Source organism: Polynucleobacter sp. UK-Mo-2m-Kol15, assembly GCF_018881505.1.
GTDB lineage: Bacteria > Pseudomonadota > Gammaproteobacteria > Burkholderiales > Burkholderiaceae > Polynucleobacter.
This window is the reverse complement of sequence record NZ_JACVQC010000001.1, coordinates 1,418,342-1,437,007: the sequence shown is the minus strand read 5'-3', so window position 1 is coordinate 1,437,007 and position 18,666 is coordinate 1,418,342. Positions and strand designations below refer to the sequence as shown.

The window sequence follows — 18,666 nt, the reverse complement described above, 5'->3', positions numbered from 1 at the left end:
TATTCTAGGGGGTCTGTGGTGAGCATTGTCAAAAATGAGTGAGGGGTTTCCCTTACAACTTCCACTCTAAATTGAAGGCACTGATTAAAGAGTGCAGAAAGAACGTAATGGCAAAACTCACATCCAAACCCATCCTCAAAAAAGCGAGCGGCATTCTGAATCAGGAATTTGCTACCCCCAAAGATATTGCTTGGGCTTGGGTTACTTTATTGCTTTCGCAAGAAGAGCAAAAGCGCGATAGTGAAGAAAAGCGCTATGCCTGTATTGCAGAATTTGAAGCCTGGATTACCGAGCTCAACTTGCCAGCTGATCCAAATAATCCTGCTAGTGGCGCAGTAAGTCCAGAGTCAGTAAAAAACTTAGCGCGAAATGTATTTGAGTGGCCGCACGAATACATCTTTGAAACCCCAACTTCTGCGAAGCATCCCGACTCGAAGGTGACCTATAGCGACACAATTACTAAACCCATTTTGGATGCAATTAAAGATATCGGGGGGTCTGATGATCGTGCGGCATTAATTGCTGCTTTGGAAGGCTTTGCAAAAGAGGGTAGGGAGCCATTTGCGGATGTCACAGCAGAGGGTATTGAGTGGAAAGGCAGCAATTGGTCTGAAGGTGATAAGTTCAACTTGCTCACTATTAAATCTTTAAATAACCGGCTCGCCAATCTGCGTAAAAAAAGGTTGATCTAAGCTCGGCTACTTCATCAGCCCTTTAGAAGATGGTTGATAGAAAAATGGTAGCATCTACTGGTCATAATCTTGCGATGTCAGCTTTTATTCATACTAGCTCACCTCGTAATAACTAAAAAAAGAATTTAAATTATATGGATTGGGGATTAAAAGGCAAAACAGCGTTGGTTACTGGAGCTAGCCAGGGAATTGGCAGAACTACTGCTCGTCTTTTGGCTTCAGAGGGTGTGACAGTAGTCGGTGTTGCAAGGCGTCATGCACTGGTTGAGGAATTAACTACAGAAATTTCCAGTCAAAATGGTGGCAAGATCATTGCCTTAGAGGCTGATTTTTCTATTGAAGGCGAGCCTGAGCGCGTGGCAAAAGAGGCGGAAGCTTTATTGGGTCGCGTTGATATCCTCATTAATGCTGCTGGTGGTAGCCGCCCCGTGCCCTTTGATGCAACCAAAGAGCAATGGCTTGAAGGAATGACCCTCAATTTTTTCCGAATTAGAGAGTTAACGCATGCAATAGTCCCTGGAATGCAGCGAAACAATTGGGGGCGTATTGTTACTTTTACGGGAACATCTGAGCCAAGAATGTTAAATGCAGCATTTACTGCAAAAGCTGCCGTTCATGTTTGGGCAAAAGCGCTTTCACGTGATGTTGCTCTGTATGGTGTTACTGTAAATTGTTTGCAACCGGGCCGCATTCGAACTGAGCAAATTCAAAAGCGCTATCCAACATTGGAGGATGAGCTTGAGTATTCTCGGCAAGAGATTCCGGTTGGTCGTTTTGGTACTACGGAAGAAATCGCAGCAGTTGCCTTATTCTTGAGTTCGCCATTAGCTAGCTATGTAACTGGAACAGTGATTCCAGTAGATGGTGGCTCAAGTCGCTTCGCCTTTTAATTTAACAATCCGCTTGCTTAAGTAATTATTAATATTTTGGAAAATACAATTTAAAGGAATAATCATGACCTACCCCAATACGCAACTTTTCATTAATGGCCAATGGTGTGATGCCGCAGCAGGTGAATCGCTTGCTGTTTTTAACCCCGCCACAGGTAAAGAAATTGGTCGAGTAGCGCATGCTCGTGTCCCTGACTTAGATCGCGCTTTACAGGCTGCGCAAAAGGGCTTCGAAATATGGCGAGATATGCTCCCCGTAGAGCGTAGCAAAATCATGCGTAAGGCCGCGAGCTTGATGCGGGAGCGAGCTTCAGATATTGCAGTCATGCTGACCCAAGAGCAAGGCAAACCACTGATGGAGGCCAAGGTTGAGGCTATGTCAGCAGCTGACATCATTGAATGGTTTGCGGATGAAGGCATGCGCGTCTACGGCCGCATTGTGCCATCGCGATTTAACTTGTCAGTGCGTCAAATGGTAATCAAGGATCCGGTAGGAGTAGTTGCGGCATTTACGCCATGGAACTTTCCTATTAATCAAGTGGTTCGCAAAATGTCAGCTGCTTTGGCCTCAGGTTGTTCGATGATTGTCAAGGCGCCGGAGGAAACTCCCGCAGCACCTGCAGCACTTATTCGTGCGTTTTCAGATGCAGGTTTGCCAGAGGGTGTGCTGGGCTTAGTCTATGGCACGCCAGCAGAGATTTCAAATTACCTCATCCCACACCCCATTGTTCGCAAGGTTACCTTCACTGGATCAACGCCTGTTGGTAAACAGCTAGCTGGGTTGGCGGGTCAGCATATGAAACGTGTCACGATGGAATTGGGTGGCCACGCGCCAGTGATTGTTGCCGAGGACGCAGACATTGTCCTGGCGGTGAAGTCGGCGGGAGCAGCTAAGTTTCGTAACGCTGGACAAGTCTGTATCGCCCCCACACGCTTTCTGGTGCATGAGAGTATCAAAAAAGAATTCGTTGCCGAGATGGTCAAGTTCACTCAAGGGCTTAAGGTTGGTAACGGCACTGCGGAAGGCACAACAATGGGCCCCTTGGCCAACGCGCGCCGTGTTACAGCCATGGCAGAATTTACCGCCGATGCGATCAAGCATGGAGCTCAACTTGAAACTGGAGGAGAGCGGATTGGAAGTGAAGGTAACTTCTGGCAGCCTACCATCTTGACTGATGTACCACTGCATGCCAAGGTTTTCAACGATGAGCCATTTGGACCTATGGCAGCAATCCGCAGTTTCAATACTCTAGATGAGGCCATTACAGAAGCTAATCGTCTAGCATTTGGTCTTGCAGGCTATGCATTTACAAAGTCTTTGAAAAATGCTGATTTATTAGCTCGTCGAGTCGAAGTGGGAATGCTTTGGATGAACATGCCAGCAATGCCTTCTGCCGAAATGCCTTTTGGTGGCATCAAAGATTCTGGTTATGGTTCAGAAGGTGGACCAGAAGCCATGGAAGCTTATTTGAATGCTCGTTCAGTTGCAATCATGAACGTCTGAGGATCTTTTTGTATAGTTTTCTTAGTATCTATATCTAAGTCAATCGTACAGTTCTTATAGATACCCCCCAAGAGCAATCTTAAAGTTGCTCTTGGGCCAGGAAGTAAAAAGCCTTACAGTGATTCCAGCAGATGGTGGCTAAAGTCGCTTCGACTCTAATTTAACAATCTTCTGCCCACCAAGATATTAAATAATCGCCTCGTAAATCTGCGTAATAAAAGAGATGATCTAGGTTCAATCATCCTCAACATGACTGCTCAACAACTGTGGCCGATTTATTTCACAGAATGTTGCTTAATTAAAATCCCGACATTAGCTTTAACTTGTAGGGATAAGTAATAGCACCCTTGATTTCCCATATTTTGGCTAATATCAGGAAATCGTTCGGGAGAGATAAAGGTTATTCGCTAGAAATTTGATTGTGACGCCTATTTCTGATTCCTTGAATAACTTAAGAAATAAGAAAAGGTCTATCTTGCTTAATTAATAAATATTCATGTATAGTAAATTTCAATAAGCCATGATTTTTATTAAATCAATAATAGGAGACAGCTATGCGTTTTTTTGCTCGCGGTATTCATTGGTATTTCGCTATTGTAATTCTCAGTATCAGCACCTTTTCACACGCTCAGGGATCCGGCTCTTTTCCTAATAAACCAATAAAAATAATTGTTCCTCTTGCTCCTGGTGGCGGGACTGATATTGCAGCTCGCATACTCGCGGCTGCTCTATCGGAAGTTGTTGGCGAAAGTGTTTTTGTGGAGAATAAAACTGGTGCCAGCGGCAATATTGGCATGACTGCCGTTGCTCAGTCTGCACCGGATGGCTACACATTGCTCATGGGTAACGTTTCGACTAATGCAATTAATGAATTTATTTATGCGAAGCAATTAAAAGTAAGCCCTTCTCAAGATTTAGTGCCAATCACAATGATTGCCTCCATACCAAATATAATAGTTTCTGGTCCTAACTTTCCGCCGAACAATCTGAAAGAGTTGGTTGCATACGCGAAACAACGCCCTGGTGAATTAAATTTTTCTGCCCCATTGGGTGGTTACTCGAATCTTGATATGCTTGATTTTAATCGTCAGGCTGGTATTTCAATGGTTAATATCCCATCTAAGGGAGCAGGGTCATCACAGACATCTATCATTGCCGGCGAAATTCATTTTTCAATTCTGAATGCAGCGACAGTTACTGAGATAATCAAGAGTGGAAGAATGAAAGCATTTGCGACAACATCAGCAACACGCTTGCCAGCATTTCCTGACCTCCCCACAATGATCGAGAGTGGCTATGTGGGAATAGGTAGTGATAATTGGAATGCTATATTCGTTCCCGCAAAAACTCCAAAGCCAGTAGTTGATTATCTTTTTGCGGCTATCACTAAAGCAATGCAAAACCCTAAGGTAAAAGAATCTTTTGCAAAGGCCTACTTGCCGATTGTATTAAGTAAGTCACCCGAAGATGCTAAGAACTTTGTTCGAAATGATAGTGTGCGTTGGAAGCGCGTAATTAGCGAAAATAACTTCAGCATTGATTGAGATGCTAATTTTGTCGCAGATGTACTGTCCTTTCAACAATCAGTACTGCCAGCACTTATAAAAAAAGCCCCTAGATTGCTCTAGGGGCTTACTTATTTGGCTCCTCGACCTGGGCTCGAACCAGGGACCTACGGATTAACAGTCCGGCGCTCTACCGACTGAGCTATCGAGGAATAAGCCGATATTATAGCAAGATGAAATCATCTACCCCAAGTTCTGTACAGATCCCTAAAGTATTGACCATTGCTGGGTCCGATAGCGGTGGTGGCGCAGGCATCCAAGCCGACCTCAAAGTCATTACAGCCCTTGGTGGGTATGGGATGACTGCTATCACCGCTATTACAGCCCAGAACACCCTGGGGGTGAGTCGCATTCAGGATATTGATCTTGATGTGGTTGAGGCTCAGATCGATGCAGTCTTTATGGATATTGGGGTGGATATTGTCAAGATTGGCATGTTGGCTAGTCCTGAGATCGTCCGCACTGTAGCGGTAGCACTCAAGCGCCATGGAGCCAAAAGAATTGTCCTGGATCCCGTCCTAAGGGCAACATCTGGCGCAAGTTTGGGTGGTGACGATACTGCTCAGGCCATGATTAAAGAGCTGTTTCCAATGGCGATGTTGGTAACTCCAAATCTGGAGGAGGCCTCCTTATTATTAGGTCGTGAGCTTATGGGTCCGCAAGACTTTAAGTTGGCGGCTGAAGAGTTGTTAGATATGGGGCCTCAAGCTGTATTGATTAAGGGTGGTCATCTTGATGCTACCCATACACAACTGATAGATTTTCTGATGTGGCGAACTCTTGAGGATGGTCTTGAAGTAGTTCAGTCAAAAGAATTCAAGCACTATCGTGTTAACACGGCCAATACCCATGGCACTGGTTGTTCACTAGCCTCTGCTATTTCAACCTATTTAGCAGATGACCATGATCTTCCTCATGCAGTTGCTAAAGCGATCTCTTATGTTGAGGCAGGACTAGAAGCAGGGCGTTTCTTAAATATTGGTGAGGGTCCAGGACCTTTGTGGCATATGCATGATTTTTATCCAACTGCATTACCAGATGAAGAGGGTAAGTATTAGGTTTTCATGAGCTCTTGCAATCGCTTCACTGCTGCTTTAGGATCATTCGCCCCATTGATTGCTCGAACAACAGCAACAGACCCAACACCACTTTGTGCCACCGCATGAATACTGCCTTCATCAATCCCCCCGATGGCAACTAATGGATAGTGACTCATCAATTGAGCGTACTTATATAAGCGTCCAAGGCCTTGGGGTGCTGTAGCCATCTTTTTAAGATTGGTTGGGAATACCGCACCCATGGCGATATAGCTTGGGCAGAAGCGATCGGCATAGACCATCTCAGCATAGCCGTGAGTACTGAGGCCTAAGCGCAGACCTGCGGATCGAATGGCATCTAAATTTGCCGTCTCTAAATCTTCTTGACCTAGATGAATGCCGTATGCACCAGCTTCAATCGCCTCTTGCCAATAGTCGTTGATAAAAAGCAAAGTTTTACTACCTTGAACCGCCTCAACAGATTGTCTAATTTGCTTGTGGATAAGTTTTTTATCATTGGACTTCAGGCGCAGTTGTACGGTTGGCACTTCAGCATCAACCATTCGCTTTACCCAATCCGCATCCGGCATAACAGCATATAAACCTAAGCGTTTTGGACATTCTGCAAATGCTTTGGGATTCATGTTCCGTGTCCAAGGCAGTAAATCAAAATGCTCCGGCCTAGAGGGCCACTTAATTGGATTGAAGCCACCATCTTGGTGAACCATGCGTGACCAAGCCTTACCAAGAACCTTGGAGTCACTTTCTATAAACCCCATCTCAATGGCTGCAACCATACCGGCTAGCTCATAGTGATCGGCAGCATGCTCATTATCAATACTTGGTGGTGGCAACGACATGCTGTATGCCGGAATAGGCAAACACAAGTCATCCTTGATATGGGCTGCAACAATTTGATCCGCAAGGTCGCGAACTAAGCTCATCAGAGTTACTCTTTAACTTTGGTGCCAGAAAGGTGTGCCAACTAAGGGCGTGCTAGCTTGAGCGGATTGCTGAGCCTTCATGGCGCCTGAAAGGAAAGCCATGCGACCAGCGTCAACTGCCATCGCAAAAGCCTTTGCCATTGCAATAGGGTCATCAGCTAATGCAACAGCGGTGTTCAGCAAGACGCCATCAAAACCCCACTCCATTACACTGCAGGCATGAGAGGGTAGACCCAAGCCAGCATCAACTAGTAGCGGAACCTTTAAGCGATCACGCAAGAGTTTTAATGCATAAGGATTTAAAGGTCCTTGACCTGTACCGATAGGCGCAGCCCAAGGCATTACGGCCTGGCATCCAACGTCAACTAAACGTTGGCACAAGATGAGATCTTCTGTGCAATATGGCAATACTTTGAAGCCATCTTTAATTAACGTTTCTGCGGTTGAAACTAAGCGCAAAGTATCGGGCTGTAAAGTGTAGTCATCACCGATGAGCTCTAACTTAATCCAGTTAGTTTCAAATACTTCCCGAGCCATCTGTGCGGTGGCAATGACTTCTTTGGGGCTATGACAACCTGCGGTATTGGGTAAAACCGGTACAGCCATTTTCTTTAAGAGATCCCAAAATCCAGAGTGCGCCTCTGTAGTTGAAGTCCCTTGTCTACGAAGGCTTACAGTAATCATCCCAGGATTAGATTGCTTGACAGCATTTTCTAAAACTTGTGGAGAGGGGTAACGCGAAGTTCCTAGCAATAAACGGCTAGCAAAAGTCTCGCCATAAAGCATCAATGGATCTGCAGCAATTAAGGGGTTGGGTAAGGGTGCTGTCATATTAATCAATTGCGGTGGTCTACATTTATTCTGATGTTCATTACTAGATTAGCCCCCAGTGACTGGTGCTATGACTTCCATTTCATCACCTTCATGCAATACTTCGTCGGCATGCCTAGCTTTAGGAACAAATTCATAATTGATGGCAACGGCGAAGGGCGGTTTTGCATTAATTAGTAGCAAAACATCGTGAATAGTACTTTTACTCGGCACTTCTTTAGCAAGCTGATTCACCATTATGCGCATGCAATTAACTCCTGCTGAGCGGTATCCGTCACCTGTAATCCCAGCTTCTTTGCTGTAGAGCTGAAGCCCACGCTCAATACTTCTAATGCGCAATCCAGAATAGCGGGCGAGATCATGAATCCATGCCGATACAGACCATTGATCATCATGAGGCCAGCCTCATTTGGTTTTTGCTCAATCTGGATCTCTGGAAGATTATCTTTGAGTGTAGGGCGGTTTTGTGTTGCCATTTCTAAGATACGTGCCTCAGCAAAACCACTATGCACGGTATAGACTGCACTCAGCAACTCCATTGCAGAGCGCACGCTCATGGGGGATAAATCTTCAGACTCAATCTCCGTTGCGCCAACAACATACACGTCATCTTCTTTGGGAGCAATATATATGGGATAACGAGGGTGTATGAGTCGAGTAGGGCGACGTAGCTTAACTTCAGGCGCATACAAACGTATGACCTCACCACGCACACCTCGCAAATTCTTGGAAGCATTGCCTACTTCTTTCCAAGCATCTTTAGCACCAAGGCCGCGGCAGTCAATCACCCAATCAAAACCATTCTGTTGAGCGCAGAGTTGCTCTGGGTCTGCAGCTTGATTCCAGTGACAAGGCACCTTCATTAAAGTGAGTTCAACTAACAAAGCCTCCAGTAATTGGCGGTTATCTAGTTGTCCCTCATTTGGAAGGTAGAGGCCTTGCTTAAAACACTCACCAAGGCTGGGTTCGATTTCTGCCAAAGACTCACTGTCTAAATGTATCGGTTTAGAAAGCGCTTGATTGCGATCACAATTTCTCTCGAGGTGAGAGGCAAAACGCTCTGCATCGCTAGTATCTTGACGATGCCATAAGATCAAGGTCCCATCATGCTGAAAGAACACTGGCTTCGCCAATTCATCGATCAGTTGCTTCCAGCGCGGCAGACTGTGAATGCCCATGCGCACAACGCTATCTTCAGTAATGGCAGATTCAGCTAGTGGGGCTAACATTGCGGCCGCAATGCGTGCAGCCGAATTAGCAGCATCTGAGCTGCCTTTCTCAAACAGCTCTACCTGAGCCCCGCGCTTAGCAAGTGCAACAGCTAGCAACCGACCCATGAGGCCGGCGCCAACAATAGCGTATTTACCGTTTGAGAATACGCTTTTCACTTACTGATAAATCTCACTACCGCGCTTACGAAACTCTGCTGACATCTCTTCCATTCCCTTTTGTGGATCGGTAGAGGCCTCTGCAGTGATCGGAATGACTTTCACTTTTGGATTGCCATCAGCATCTAAAGTCGCTGCGTAATCACGCACCTCTTGTGTGATCTTCATAGAACAGAACTTCGGTCCACACATCGAGCAGAAGTGCGCAATCTTTGCACCTTCTGCAGGCAAGGTGGCGTCATGGTATTCGCGGGCACGCTCAGGATCTAAACCAAGGTTAAATTGATCTTCCCAGCGGAACTCAAATCGCGCTTTGGATAGGGCGTTATCGCGGACTTGAGCGCCTGGCAAGCCCTTAGCTAAGTCTGCACCATGGGCCGCAATCTTGTAAGTGATGATGCCGGTGCGGACATCCTCTTTATCTGGCAAGCCCAAATGCTCTTTTGGTGTTACATAGCAAAGCATCGCTGTACCATACCAACCAATTTGCGCAGCACCAATACCGCTAGTGATGTGATCGTAACCAGGGGCGATATCAGTAATCAATGGCCCGAGTGTATAGAAGGGAGCTTCTAGGCAGTGCTTTAATTCCTCAGTCATATTCTCTTCAATGCGCTGCATTGGAACGTGACCAGGGCCTTCAATCATAACTTGAACATCATGCTTCCAAGCTTTGGCAGTCAATTCACCAAGGGTATGGAGTTCCCCAAACTGCGCGGCATCATTCGAGTCAGCAATACAGCCTGGACGTAAACCATCGCCTAAACTAAATGAAACGTCATAGGCTTTCATGATTTCGCAAATCTCATCAAACTTTGTGTAAAGGAAGTTTTCTTTGTGATGAGCCAAACACCACTTCGCCATGATGGAGCCACCGCGAGATACGATGCCAGTGATACGGTCAGCAGTCAAAGGAACATAACGCAGTAATACCCCAGCATGAATAGTGAAGTAATCCACACCTTGCTCAGCTTGCTCAACTAAAGTGTCGCGGAACATTTCCCAAGTGAGGTCTTCTGCAATGCCACCGGTCTTATCTAGTGCTTGATAGATTGGAACGGTACCAATTGGAACTGGTGAGTTACGAATAATCCACTCACGAGTTTCATGAATATGTTTGCCTGTGGAAAGATCCATGATGGTGTCTGCACCCCAGCGGATTGACCACACCATTTTCTCTACTTCCTCATTAATCGAGGAGGTCACAGCAGAGTTACCAAGATTGCCGTTGATCTTCACGCGGAAATTGCGACCAATAATCATTGGCTCAAGTTCTGGGTGGTTGATATTAGCTGGGATAATCGCGCGCCCAGCAGCAATTTCAGAGCGAACAAATTCACCAGTAACAATTTCAGGTAGATTGGCTCCATAGCTCTTGCCAGGATGTTGTTTCAGCAATTGTTTATATTCAGGATTTTTACGTAATTGCTCAAGACCCATGGATTCACGTAAAGCGACATATTCCATTTCAGGGGTCACGATGCCCTTACGGGCGTAATACATTTGGCTCACATTCTGGCCTGCTTTAGCAACGCGCGGAGGATTGATATGGGCAAAACGCAAATTCTGTGTGGCTGCATCTTGTGAGCGGGCAACACCATACTCAGAGCTTGGCCCAGCTAATTGCACAGTATCACCACGTTCTTCAATCCAACCTTTACGCAATAAAGGCAAACCTTTTTCAAGGTTAATCACAATATCGGGATCGCTATACGGACCTGATGTGTCATATACCGGCACTGGAGGATTGGAGACCATCGCTTCGCCAACACGCGTTGACAATTGCTCGATCATTCGAATTGGGGCTTTAATATCTGGACGCGAACCCTCTAGATATGTTTTAGTAGATGCGGGGTAGGCAAATTTTTGACCAAAGTCACGCTCCAAGCTTTTTAGACTTGGAATCTCTTGCTTTAATTTATTTTTGGTATCGCTCATGTCCATCTCCTAACTGTGTTTAGATGGACGAAACCGGGTGACGGTCTGATGGAAAACTCCCCACGCCAGCATTACCTGGATCGGGTTATAGGGTCTTTCTCAGCGCCTTATAGCAAAAATTACTAAAAGGGCACCCCTGTTTCATCCTTAGACCTTATTTAACCACGAAATGACTCTAATCCAGATGATCAAAATCAAGTCATTTAGCCAACTTGGAATAACTTAACTCGCCTTGCTATTGCGCAAGATGAAATCCGCGGTCACAAATGCGGCATCGCTAGTGAACTCGTCGGCCAAAATGCGTGCTGCGGCCTCCGAAAGCGAGATTTCAATAAAACCGCTGACTTCACCATCATGATTGGTGGGAATAAAGTTCTCGGCTAGCTCTAGATCATAAATATAGAGTTGCTCATCATGAAAACCCTTGCCTGGAATTGCGCGCCGCATATGAATACGCCCAACCGGCTCAATTTGATCAGAAATCTGGGCTGGGACGCCGGCCTCTTCCCACAACTCCCTCCGGGCATTAACCCAAGGGGTTTCATCTGCCCCAATACCTCCTGCTGCAAGATTATCTAGACGCCCTGGATCAGTAGCCTTGGTTTCACTGCGGCGACTAAGCCAGAGCTTACCCGCCTTGGTATAGCCATTGATATGGGTTGCCATGCTCCGGAATCCAAAAGTACGGAAAGCGGCGCGCTCTAGTCGAAAGTACTCATGACCATTTTCATCAATCCACGCAAAATCTTCATGCCGCCAGCCTGGAATGAACGCGCCTTGCCGCATTCGGTCCGCTAATTTAGCTAGACTTCCAGACAGAATCAGGGGTCGAGCGTGATGAATGGTCAGGCGATCATGACCCATCGTTACTTCAGCGATCGGGTGTTTGGCTAGAGATTCTTGTAAGTAAGAGATAAATTCTGGATTAAGGTGACCAATGACCTGTCCAGCGGAAGCGCCGCCTAGAAAATGAATGGGTAAAAAATCTTGTGGGGCTGATCTTGCCGTGTTTTGGAGCATTTCCTCTAATGCGGCGATCGTGCTAGTTGTGAGCTTATACATGCATCAAGTGTAAGAGAAATAAAAAATGCTGTATTGATACCAAAAAAAATAATAAATGAATTCGAAATGTCAATAGATCTTTATTTAAATTTTTAGTGGAAGTAGATGCTTATATTTTAAGCAAGCTAGGTCACTCTATACAAATCCGCAACTTACGAAAACTTTTGGGGATTTATCCACAAAATCTGTGGATAAGTTTTGTAACCTGAAGTGGTCCCGCCGACAGGAATCGAACCTGTATCCCACGCTTAGGAGGCATGTGCACTATCCATTGTGCTACGGCGAGAATTAAAAAATAAAAATATTTTTTAAAAAAGTTGTGAAGATAAACATTATCCACTGATTACCAGCCACACATCGCCCATACTGAGTTGGTGATTGCAATCATGACACCAGGAGTAAAGTAGGCGGAAAAAATCATTCCTAAGATAATTGACAATGCGCAATAAATGAAAAAGCGCAGGATTGAAATTTTCATAATCACTGATTAAGTTGCAACAACGCGATGAATAGCTCGCTCTTTAATGGGTAGGTTCACCAGGAATGCAAATACACCTAAGGCAATAGCGATATTCCAAACAAGCATATACGAGCCTGTGCTATCAAATATATATCCCCCAAAATAAGCTCCGCAGAAGCTACCCAATTGATGCGAGAAAAAAACCAAGCCAGAAAGCATCGTAAGGTATTTAACCCCAAAGATCTGGGCCACGATTGCATTGGTAAGTGGGATGGTAGAAAGCCACAGGAAGCCCATAATGGAAGCAAAAATGTAGGTGGAGGCAGTGCTGATGGGTAGCCACACAAAGGCCATGATAACAACGGATCTGATGATGTAGATGCCTGATAGCAGATAGCGTTTTTGAAAGCGTTGACCCAATATCCCGGCACTGTAGGTGCCAAAAATGTTAAACAGCCCAATTAATGCTAGCGCAGTAGTCGCCACAGTAGGCGCACCAACATCGGGGTAACTCTTTGATAAATCTTTTAGGTAGGGCGCCAAATGGACGGCAATAAAGACCACTTGAAATCCACAAACAAAATAGCCTAAGGTCAGCAATCTAAAGTTGGGATTGCCGATTGCCTCCTTTAAAGCTTGCTGAATGGTTTGATCGCTGCCTTGGTTCGCTCTCAGTAGATTGGGCTCACGCAACATAAAAGCAATTGGGATCATGAGACTTGCCATTAGCGCCAAAATGAGTAGTGCATCGTTGGCACCAAAACTGGAGAGTAAACCTTGCTCAACAGGAATCATTAGGAACTGTCCAAATGAACCTGCAGCAGCAGTGATTCCCATTGCCCATACTCGTTTTTCCGGGGGAACATTTCTACCCAAGATGCCGTACACAACACTATAAGTTGTTGCTGTTTGTGCAAGACCAATCAGTAAGCCGCCTGCAAGTAAAAAGTTTATGGTATCGGTTGATAGTGCCATGCCAGCCAAACCTAATGCATACAGAGCTCCACCTACAATCATGATTTTGAGTGCGCCAAAGCGATCAGCTAATGCGCCTGTAATTGGTTGTATTGCTCCCCAGGTGAGATTCTGCAGTGCAATAGTAAGAGCGAAAGTTTCTCGTCCCCAGTCATTTGCAGAGGTGATGGGTAGATTAAATAGTCCAAAGCCATGACGAATACCCATGGATAAGGTCACCATCAAGCCGCCAAAAATTAATAGGGCTTTTAATGAAAGAATGTTTGGCGCTAAGTCCCTTGACCTCATGGTTTAACTTAAAAAATGCAGGCGATATTTAGTTCAAGAATATCAGGGTGGTGTCTTTGATTGAAAACTAATCACTTTTCAGGCTCCTAGGTGCCTATAGTCGACTTTGATGCTGATTAAGCACAGATTTTTATATAAGGGTTTCTACCGATGTTGAGGGGTACCCCCCCTGTTCTAATGATGAAACAATTTTTAATTCACCAGATTACTTGGAGTATTTTTTATGCCTGCAGCAGACAGTATCAGTTCATTGTTAAAAGATAAAAATCTTCTAAAGGGGGATGCCTTTATTGGTGGTAAATGGGTTAAGGCTAAATCTGGCAAACTTTTTCCAGTAACTAACCCGGCAACCGGCGAGGTTATTGCGCAGACTCCAAATTTAGATGTTGCTGATGCTGAGCATGCAATTTCATGTGCAGAAAGTGCATTTCTCCTATGGAGAGCGAAAACCGGCAAAGAACGCGCTGCCGTTTTGCGTAAGTGGTTTGATCTGATTACCGAACATGCAGAAGATTTGGCGATCATTATGTCTTTGGAGCAAGGAAAACCCTTGGCAGAGGCGAAGGGAGAAATTCATTATGGATCCTCTTTTATTGAATGGTTTGCCGAGGAGGCAAAGCGCGTAACTGGCGCTATTCCGAGTACAACCTGGGAAGATAAGCGTTTGATGGTTCTCAAGCAGCCAATTGGTGTTTGTGTGGCGATCACTCCTTGGAATTTTCCTAGCGCAATGATCACTAGAAAAGTCTCTCCTGCGATTGCGGCAGGCTGTTCAATCATTATCAAACCAGCCGAGCAAACCCCGCTTTCAGCTCTGGCTTTGGCTGAATTGGGCTCACGAGCTGGCATACCAGATGGTGTAATCAATATTTTGACTGCTGATGCTCACAATTCAATTGGCATTGGTAAGGCGCTATGCGACTCTCAAGTTGTCAAACACCTTTCATTTACCGGTTCAACCGAGGTTGGTAAATTGCTCATGATGCAATGCGCCCCTACGGTAAAGAAGGTTGCTCTGGAACTTGGTGGCCATGCGCCTTTCATCGTATTTGAGGATGCCGACATTGATAGCGCGGTTGCTGGTGCAATGTTTGCTAAATATCGTAATGCTGGCCAAGCTTGTGTTGCTGCAAACCGCTTTTATGTTCACAAGAAGGTTCATGACGAGTTTGTTGAAAAGTTTGCTGCAGCCTCAAAAGCAATCAAGGTGGGTTATGGCTTAGAGCCTGGCGTAACTCAGGGCCCGTTAATTGATGAGCAAGCTCTCGCTAAAGTACAAAGGCATATTGCAGATGCTTTGGAAAAAGGTGCAAAGCTAATTACTGGTGGTAAGTTATCTGAAATAGGTGGTACGTTTTTCGAGCCAACTGTTATTGCAAATGCTAACAATTCAATGACGATTGCCTACGAAGAAACATTTGGTCCTGTAGCTCCCGTTATCCCATTTGAATCTGACGATGAGGTGGTTCGATTGGCTAACCACAGCCAATTTGGCTTGGCTTCTTACTTCTATAGTCGCGATATCGGGCGTATCTGGAGGGTGGCTGAGGCGCTTGAATTTGGAATGGTTGGTGTAAATACTGGATTATTTTCCAACGAAGTAGGTCCGTTTGGTGGTGTAAAGCAATCAGGCCTTGGTAGAGAGGGTAGCTCGTGGGGTATAGATGAGTACCTAGAGATGAAATATGTTTGTGTTGGACTATAAAAACCGACTATCTAGATGGGCTAGAGTTCTTAGCCTTCTGGAGCAAAGATATCGTGTGGATGAACTAGGTTCTTAAAAAAATTGGTAAGCTTGATTAAATTGAACCATTTTTTCTGAGCAAATCTATATCCTGCGCAGTTAGACCTAGTCTTTCGTGCAGGATTTCATCTGTATGCTGTCCAAGGGTTGGTGGCGCCATCCGAATCTCAACTGGTGTCTTTGAGAGTCTCATGGGGCTGGCCACGAGTTTCATCTTTCCTGCAGTTGGGTGTGGAACTTCTAATTGAATGTTGCGTGCTTTAACCTGTTCGTTAGCAAAAACCTCTTCAAAATTATTTATGGGACCGCAAGGCACATTCGCCGTCTCAAGTAAGTTAATCCACTCCATCTTTGTTTTCTTTCGAGTCATTTCCTCCAGGAGCGGTACCAGTTGATGGCGGTTTTGGACTCTTGCTGGATTTTCTGAATACAGCGGGTTATCAGCCAGATGCGGCTCATCACCTGCTGTTACAAACTTTCTAAATTGACTGTTATTTCCTGCTGCTACGATCATCCAGCCATCTGAAGTGGGTAGTGTTTGATAGGGGACGATGGTTGGTGATGCATTTCCCCAGCGCTTAGGTATTTCGTCGGAGCATAAATATGCACTTGCCACGTTTGCCATTACCGCTATCTGCGTATCTAAAAGTGCCAAGTCAATGTATTGACCTTCCCCAGTGTGGTCTTTGTAGGCGATAGCCGCCAAAATTGAGGTGGTTGCGTACATGCCTGTAAAAATATCGGCAATAGCAACTCCCGCCTTTTGCGGGCTGGCCCCTTCAAATTCATCTGCTTCGCCAGTGACGCTCATAAAGCCACCCATGCCCTGAACGATAAAGTCATAACCAGGCCTTCGAGAATAGGGGCCAAATTGACCAAACCCGGTAATGGAACAGTAAATAAGGTCTGACTTCACTTTTTTTAAACTCTCGTAGTCAAGTCCATATTTAGCGAGTTGACCTACTTTGTAGTTTTCAATCACTACATCCGAGTCTTTTGCGAGCTGGCGAATGATTTCTTGACCCTCAGACTTGCTAATATCGACTGTAATTGACCGCTTATTACGGTTTATCGAGATGAAATAGGCGCTTTCTGAAGTGTCATGCCCAGTCTCATCTCTCGCAAAAGGCGGCCCCCAGTGGCGGGTATCATCCCCCTCACTAGGTTTTTCGACTTTAATTACGTCAGCACCAAGATCTGCTAAATTTTGTGTGCACCAAGGACCGGCAAGTACACGGCTGAGGTCTAAAACACGAATATGACTTAAGGCTCCCATACTTCAATTTTGGCATGAATTTAAAGGGAATTCTGAAAAATTCAGGTTTTGTTTCCAGACATGACTACAATTTGCGCGCATGGCTACTCGTAAAACATCCGAATACAGCGAATCATCGATTCAGGTCCTCAAGGGGCTCGAGCCCGTCCGTCAACGGCCGGGAATGTACACTCGCACCGATAATCCCCTTCATATCATTCAAGAAGTATTGGATAACGCTTCTGATGAAGCTTTGGGTGGATTTGGTAAGCACATCATCGTCACTTTGCATGCTGATAGCAGCGTGAGTGTGGAGGATGATGGCCGCGGAATTCCGGTGGGAATGCACCCAACTGAGAAGCTACCGGTAGTAGAGATCGTTTTTACTCAACTTCATGCCGGTGGTAAGTTTGAAAAAGGTACCGGGGGTGCTTATGCATTCTCGGGTGGTTTGCACGGTGTTGGCGTTTCAGTAACCAATGCCTTATCTAAGCGCCTTGAAGTTACAGTCTGGCGTGAAGGACAGGTCTCTACTTTGACCTTTGCGGATGGCAGGGTCATCGAAAAGCTACAAACCAGTGCTTCTAGTAAAGAAGACAAATCACACGGCACACGCGTACGCGCATGGCCTGATGCTAAGTACTTTGATAGTGCTGCAATCCCCATGCCTGAACTCATTCGCCTCTTGCGATCTAAGGCGGTCTTGTTGCCGGGTGTCAAAGTTACCCTGATTCAAGAAAAATCTGGTGACACTCAAACTTGGCAATATGCTCAAGGCCTACGTGGCTATCTGAATGAGGCTATTGCTCAAGCTGGTCATGGTGCAGAAGTCATTCCACCATTTGAGGGTGAGCAATATGCCTCCGGAAATAGTGATGATGATTCATTTGCTGAAGGCGAGGGCGCGGCCTGGGTAGTTGCTTGGACTGAAGATGGTGCCCCAGTGCGTGAGAGTTATGTGAATTTAATCCCCACTCCTGCCGGCGGAACACATGAAAGCGGATTGCGCGAAGGCCTCTTTAATGCGGTTAAAGGTTTTATTGAGATGCATGCCTTACAACCTAAGGGCGTTAAGCTCATGCCTGAGGACGTCTTTGCTCGCGCCTCTTTTATTCTGTCTGCAAAGGTATTAGATCCTCAATTCCAAGGGCAAATTAAAGAGCGGCTTAACTCCAGAGATGCGGTGCGTCTGGTATCTGGTTATGCTAAGTCTGCGCTTGAGCTTTGGCTCAATGAACACGTAGATTATGGTCGTAAATTAGCGGACTTGGTAATCAAGCAGGCGCAAGCAAGAACTCGAGCCGGCCAAAAAGTAGAGAAGAAAAAATCTTCGGGTGTAGCAGTTCTCCCTGGAAAGCTGACTGACTGCGAGAGCGAAGATATTGGCCTCAATGAAATTTTTCTCGTTGAGGGCGATTCAGCTGGGGGCTCTGCAAAAATGGGTCGCAATAAAGAATATCAGGCAATTCTGCCTTTACGCGGCAAGGTTCTTAATACCTGGGAAGCAGAGCGAGATCGCTTGTTTGCGAATAATGAGGTGCATGATATTGCAGTTGCAATTGGCGTAGATCCGCACGGTGCTAATGACACCCCTGACCTCTCGAACTTGCGTTACGGTAAAGTCTGCATCCTGTCGGATGCTGACGTTGACGGTGCGCATATTCAGGTGTTGCTACTCACCCTGTTTTACAAGCATTTTCCTAAGTTAATTCAATTAGGGCACATTTATATTTCCAGGCCGCCATTGTTTAGAGTCGATGCACCAGCACGAGGTAAAAAACCAGCGCAAAAAATATATGCCCTAGATGCAAATGAACTTCAGGCGATTGAAGATAAATTGCGCAAGGATGGTGTAAAAGAATCGGCTTGGCAAATTTCTCGCTTCAAAGGTTTGGGTGAGATGAGTGCTGAGCAATTGTGGGATACCACCTTAAATCCAGATACTCGTCGGCTCTTACCGGTTACTTTGGGTGCCTGGACCGAAGATGAAACAATTAAAACAATGGATATGTTGATGGGTAAATCTGAATCCGGAGCACGTCGTGATTGGCTTGAAGAGCGCGGCAATGAAGTGGAGGCCGATATCTAATGGC

The 18,666-nt window shown here is 45.6% G+C and carries 15 protein-coding genes, 2 tRNA genes and 1 riboswitch; of the genes, 7 read left to right on the top strand and 10 right to left on the bottom strand.

Going from position 1 to position 18,666, the window contains the following annotated elements; genetic code table 11:
* Positions 1 to 107: 107 nt before the first annotated feature.
* The 4 genes from ICN43_RS07445 (at position 108) to ICN43_RS07430 (ending at position 4,630) form a co-directional block, all read left to right on the top strand.
* The gene (locus tag ICN43_RS07445; protein WP_216198273.1) at positions 108 to 692 is read left to right on the top strand and encodes a hypothetical protein; all 585 of its coding nucleotides are present in this window, start codon (positions 108 to 110) and stop codon (positions 690 to 692) included.
* A gap of 134 nt (positions 693 to 826) precedes the next feature.
* Positions 827 to 1,582, top strand: coding sequence for an SDR family NAD(P)-dependent oxidoreductase (locus tag ICN43_RS07440; RefSeq protein WP_216198271.1), 756 nt, complete (start codon positions 827 to 829; stop codon positions 1,580 to 1,582).
* Positions 1,583 to 1,646: 64 nt separating this feature from the next.
* Positions 1,647 to 3,086, top strand: a complete 1,440-nt coding sequence (locus tag ICN43_RS07435; RefSeq protein ID WP_216198269.1) for an NAD-dependent succinate-semialdehyde dehydrogenase — start codon at positions 1,647 to 1,649, stop codon at positions 3,084 to 3,086.
* Between the two features lie 554 nt (positions 3,087 to 3,640).
* Positions 3,641 to 4,630 carry a tripartite tricarboxylate transporter substrate binding protein gene (locus ICN43_RS07430; RefSeq protein WP_216198268.1) on the top strand — a complete coding sequence of 330 codons (990 nt, stop codon included), beginning with the start codon at positions 3,641 to 3,643 and terminating at the stop codon, positions 4,628 to 4,630.
* Between the two features lie 97 nt (positions 4,631 to 4,727).
* On the opposite strand, the gene ICN43_RS07425 is transcribed toward ICN43_RS07430, so the two are convergent.
* Positions 4,728 to 4,803, bottom strand: a tRNA-Asn gene (locus tag ICN43_RS07425).
* 21 nt (positions 4,804 to 4,824) lie between these two features.
* On the opposite strand from ICN43_RS07425, the gene thiD reads away from it, so the two are divergent.
* A complete protein-coding gene (gene thiD / locus ICN43_RS07420; protein ID WP_216198266.1) occupies positions 4,825 to 5,709 on the top strand; it encodes a bifunctional hydroxymethylpyrimidine kinase/phosphomethylpyrimidine kinase in 885 nt (294 codons plus the stop codon).
* Here thiD and ICN43_RS07415 read toward each other — a convergent pair.
* From ICN43_RS07415 to ICN43_RS07380, 8 genes are all read right to left on the bottom strand, one after another.
* Positions 5,706 to 6,632 carry a thiamine phosphate synthase gene (locus ICN43_RS07415; RefSeq protein WP_216198264.1) on the bottom strand — a complete coding sequence of 309 codons (927 nt, stop codon included), beginning with the start codon at positions 6,630 to 6,632 and terminating at the stop codon, positions 5,706 to 5,708. The genes thiD and ICN43_RS07415 overlap by 4 nt on opposite strands.
* Positions 6,633 to 6,644: 12 nt before the next feature.
* Complete coding sequence (locus ICN43_RS07410; RefSeq protein WP_216198261.1) at positions 6,645 to 7,463, bottom strand: thiazole synthase; 819 nt, start codon at positions 7,461 to 7,463, stop codon at positions 6,645 to 6,647.
* Between the two features lie 48 nt (positions 7,464 to 7,511).
* Positions 7,512 to 7,709, bottom strand: coding sequence for a sulfur carrier protein ThiS (gene thiS, locus ICN43_RS07405; RefSeq protein ID WP_216198258.1), 198 nt, complete (start codon positions 7,707 to 7,709; stop codon positions 7,512 to 7,514).
* A complete protein-coding gene (locus ICN43_RS07400; protein WP_370623169.1) occupies positions 7,700 to 8,851 on the bottom strand; it encodes an FAD-dependent oxidoreductase in 1,152 nt (383 codons plus the stop codon). The genes thiS and ICN43_RS07400 overlap by 10 nt, the downstream gene beginning before the upstream one ends.
* Entirely contained in the window at positions 8,852 to 10,789 is a 1,938-nt protein-coding gene (thiC, locus tag ICN43_RS07395) for a phosphomethylpyrimidine synthase ThiC (RefSeq protein WP_370623168.1), read from the bottom strand.
* 40 nt (positions 10,790 to 10,829) lie between these two features.
* A riboswitch (TPP riboswitch) is annotated at positions 10,830 to 10,937 on the bottom strand.
* A gap of 74 nt (positions 10,938 to 11,011) precedes the next feature.
* The gene (locus ICN43_RS07390) at positions 11,012 to 11,851 is read right to left on the bottom strand and encodes an NUDIX hydrolase family protein (protein ID WP_216198256.1); all 840 of its coding nucleotides are present in this window, start codon (positions 11,849 to 11,851) and stop codon (positions 11,012 to 11,014) included.
* Positions 11,852 to 12,062: 211 nt separating this feature from the next.
* A tRNA-Arg gene (locus tag ICN43_RS07385) sits at positions 12,063 to 12,137 on the bottom strand.
* A 201-nt stretch (positions 12,138 to 12,338) separates the two neighbouring features.
* Positions 12,339 to 13,574, bottom strand: coding sequence for an MFS transporter (locus tag ICN43_RS07380; protein WP_216198254.1), 1,236 nt, complete (start codon positions 13,572 to 13,574; stop codon positions 12,339 to 12,341).
* Between the two features lie 223 nt (positions 13,575 to 13,797).
* Here ICN43_RS07380 and ICN43_RS07375 point away from each other — a divergent pair, with 223 nt between their 5' ends.
* Positions 13,798 to 15,279, top strand: coding sequence for an NAD-dependent succinate-semialdehyde dehydrogenase (locus ICN43_RS07375; RefSeq protein WP_216198253.1), 1,482 nt, complete (start codon positions 13,798 to 13,800; stop codon positions 15,277 to 15,279).
* Positions 15,280 to 15,373: 94 nt separating this feature from the next.
* On the opposite strand, the gene ICN43_RS07370 is transcribed toward ICN43_RS07375, so the two are convergent.
* Positions 15,374 to 16,594, bottom strand: a complete 1,221-nt coding sequence (locus ICN43_RS07370; RefSeq protein ID WP_216198251.1) for a CaiB/BaiF CoA-transferase family protein — start codon at positions 16,592 to 16,594, stop codon at positions 15,374 to 15,376.
* Positions 16,595 to 16,673: 79 nt separating this feature from the next.
* Between ICN43_RS07370 and ICN43_RS07365 the strand changes: the two genes are divergently transcribed.
* Positions 16,674 to 18,662 (top strand): DNA topoisomerase IV subunit B, encoded by a 1,989-nt coding sequence (locus ICN43_RS07365; RefSeq protein WP_216198250.1) that lies wholly within the window; start codon positions 16,674 to 16,676, stop codon positions 18,660 to 18,662.
* The last annotated feature ends 4 nt before the right edge of the window (positions 18,663 to 18,666 follow it).

Bases quoted from the DNA above. Each gene is read 5' to 3' on its own strand.
- ICN43_RS07380 (WP_216198254.1), bottom strand. From the start codon at position 13,574: ATGAGGTCAAGGGACTTAGCGCCAAACATTCTTTCATTAAAAGCCCTA.
- ICN43_RS07365 (WP_216198250.1), top strand. From the start codon at position 16,674: ATGGCTACTCGTAAAACATCCGAATACAGCGAATCATCGATTCAGGTC.
- ICN43_RS07435 (WP_216198269.1), top strand. From the start codon at position 1,647: ATGACCTACCCCAATACGCAACTTTTCATTAATGGCCAATGGTGTGAT.
- thiC (WP_370623168.1), bottom strand. From the start codon at position 10,789: ATGAGCGATACCAAAAATAAATTAAAGCAAGAGATTCCAAGTCTAAAA.
- ICN43_RS07415 (WP_216198264.1), bottom strand. From the start codon at position 6,632: ATGAGCTTAGTTCGCGACCTTGCGGATCAAATTGTTGCAGCCCATATC.
- ICN43_RS07370 (WP_216198251.1), bottom strand. From the start codon at position 16,594: ATGGGAGCCTTAAGTCATATTCGTGTTTTAGACCTCAGCCGTGTACTT.
- thiD (WP_216198266.1), top strand. From the start codon at position 4,825: ATGAAATCATCTACCCCAAGTTCTGTACAGATCCCTAAAGTATTGACC.
- ICN43_RS07410 (WP_216198261.1), bottom strand. From the start codon at position 7,463: ATGACAGCACCCTTACCCAACCCCTTAATTGCTGCAGATCCATTGATG.
- ICN43_RS07390 (WP_216198256.1), bottom strand. From the start codon at position 11,851: ATGTATAAGCTCACAACTAGCACGATCGCCGCATTAGAGGAAATGCTC.
- ICN43_RS07430 (WP_216198268.1), top strand. From the start codon at position 3,641: ATGCGTTTTTTTGCTCGCGGTATTCATTGGTATTTCGCTATTGTAATT.
- ICN43_RS07445 (WP_216198273.1), top strand. From the start codon at position 108: ATGGCAAAACTCACATCCAAACCCATCCTCAAAAAAGCGAGCGGCATT.
- ICN43_RS07440 (WP_216198271.1), top strand. From the start codon at position 827: ATGGATTGGGGATTAAAAGGCAAAACAGCGTTGGTTACTGGAGCTAGC.
- ICN43_RS07375 (WP_216198253.1), top strand. From the start codon at position 13,798: ATGCCTGCAGCAGACAGTATCAGTTCATTGTTAAAAGATAAAAATCTT.
- thiS (WP_216198258.1), bottom strand. From the start codon at position 7,709: ATGCGCATAATGGTGAATCAGCTTGCTAAAGAAGTGCCGAGTAAAAGT.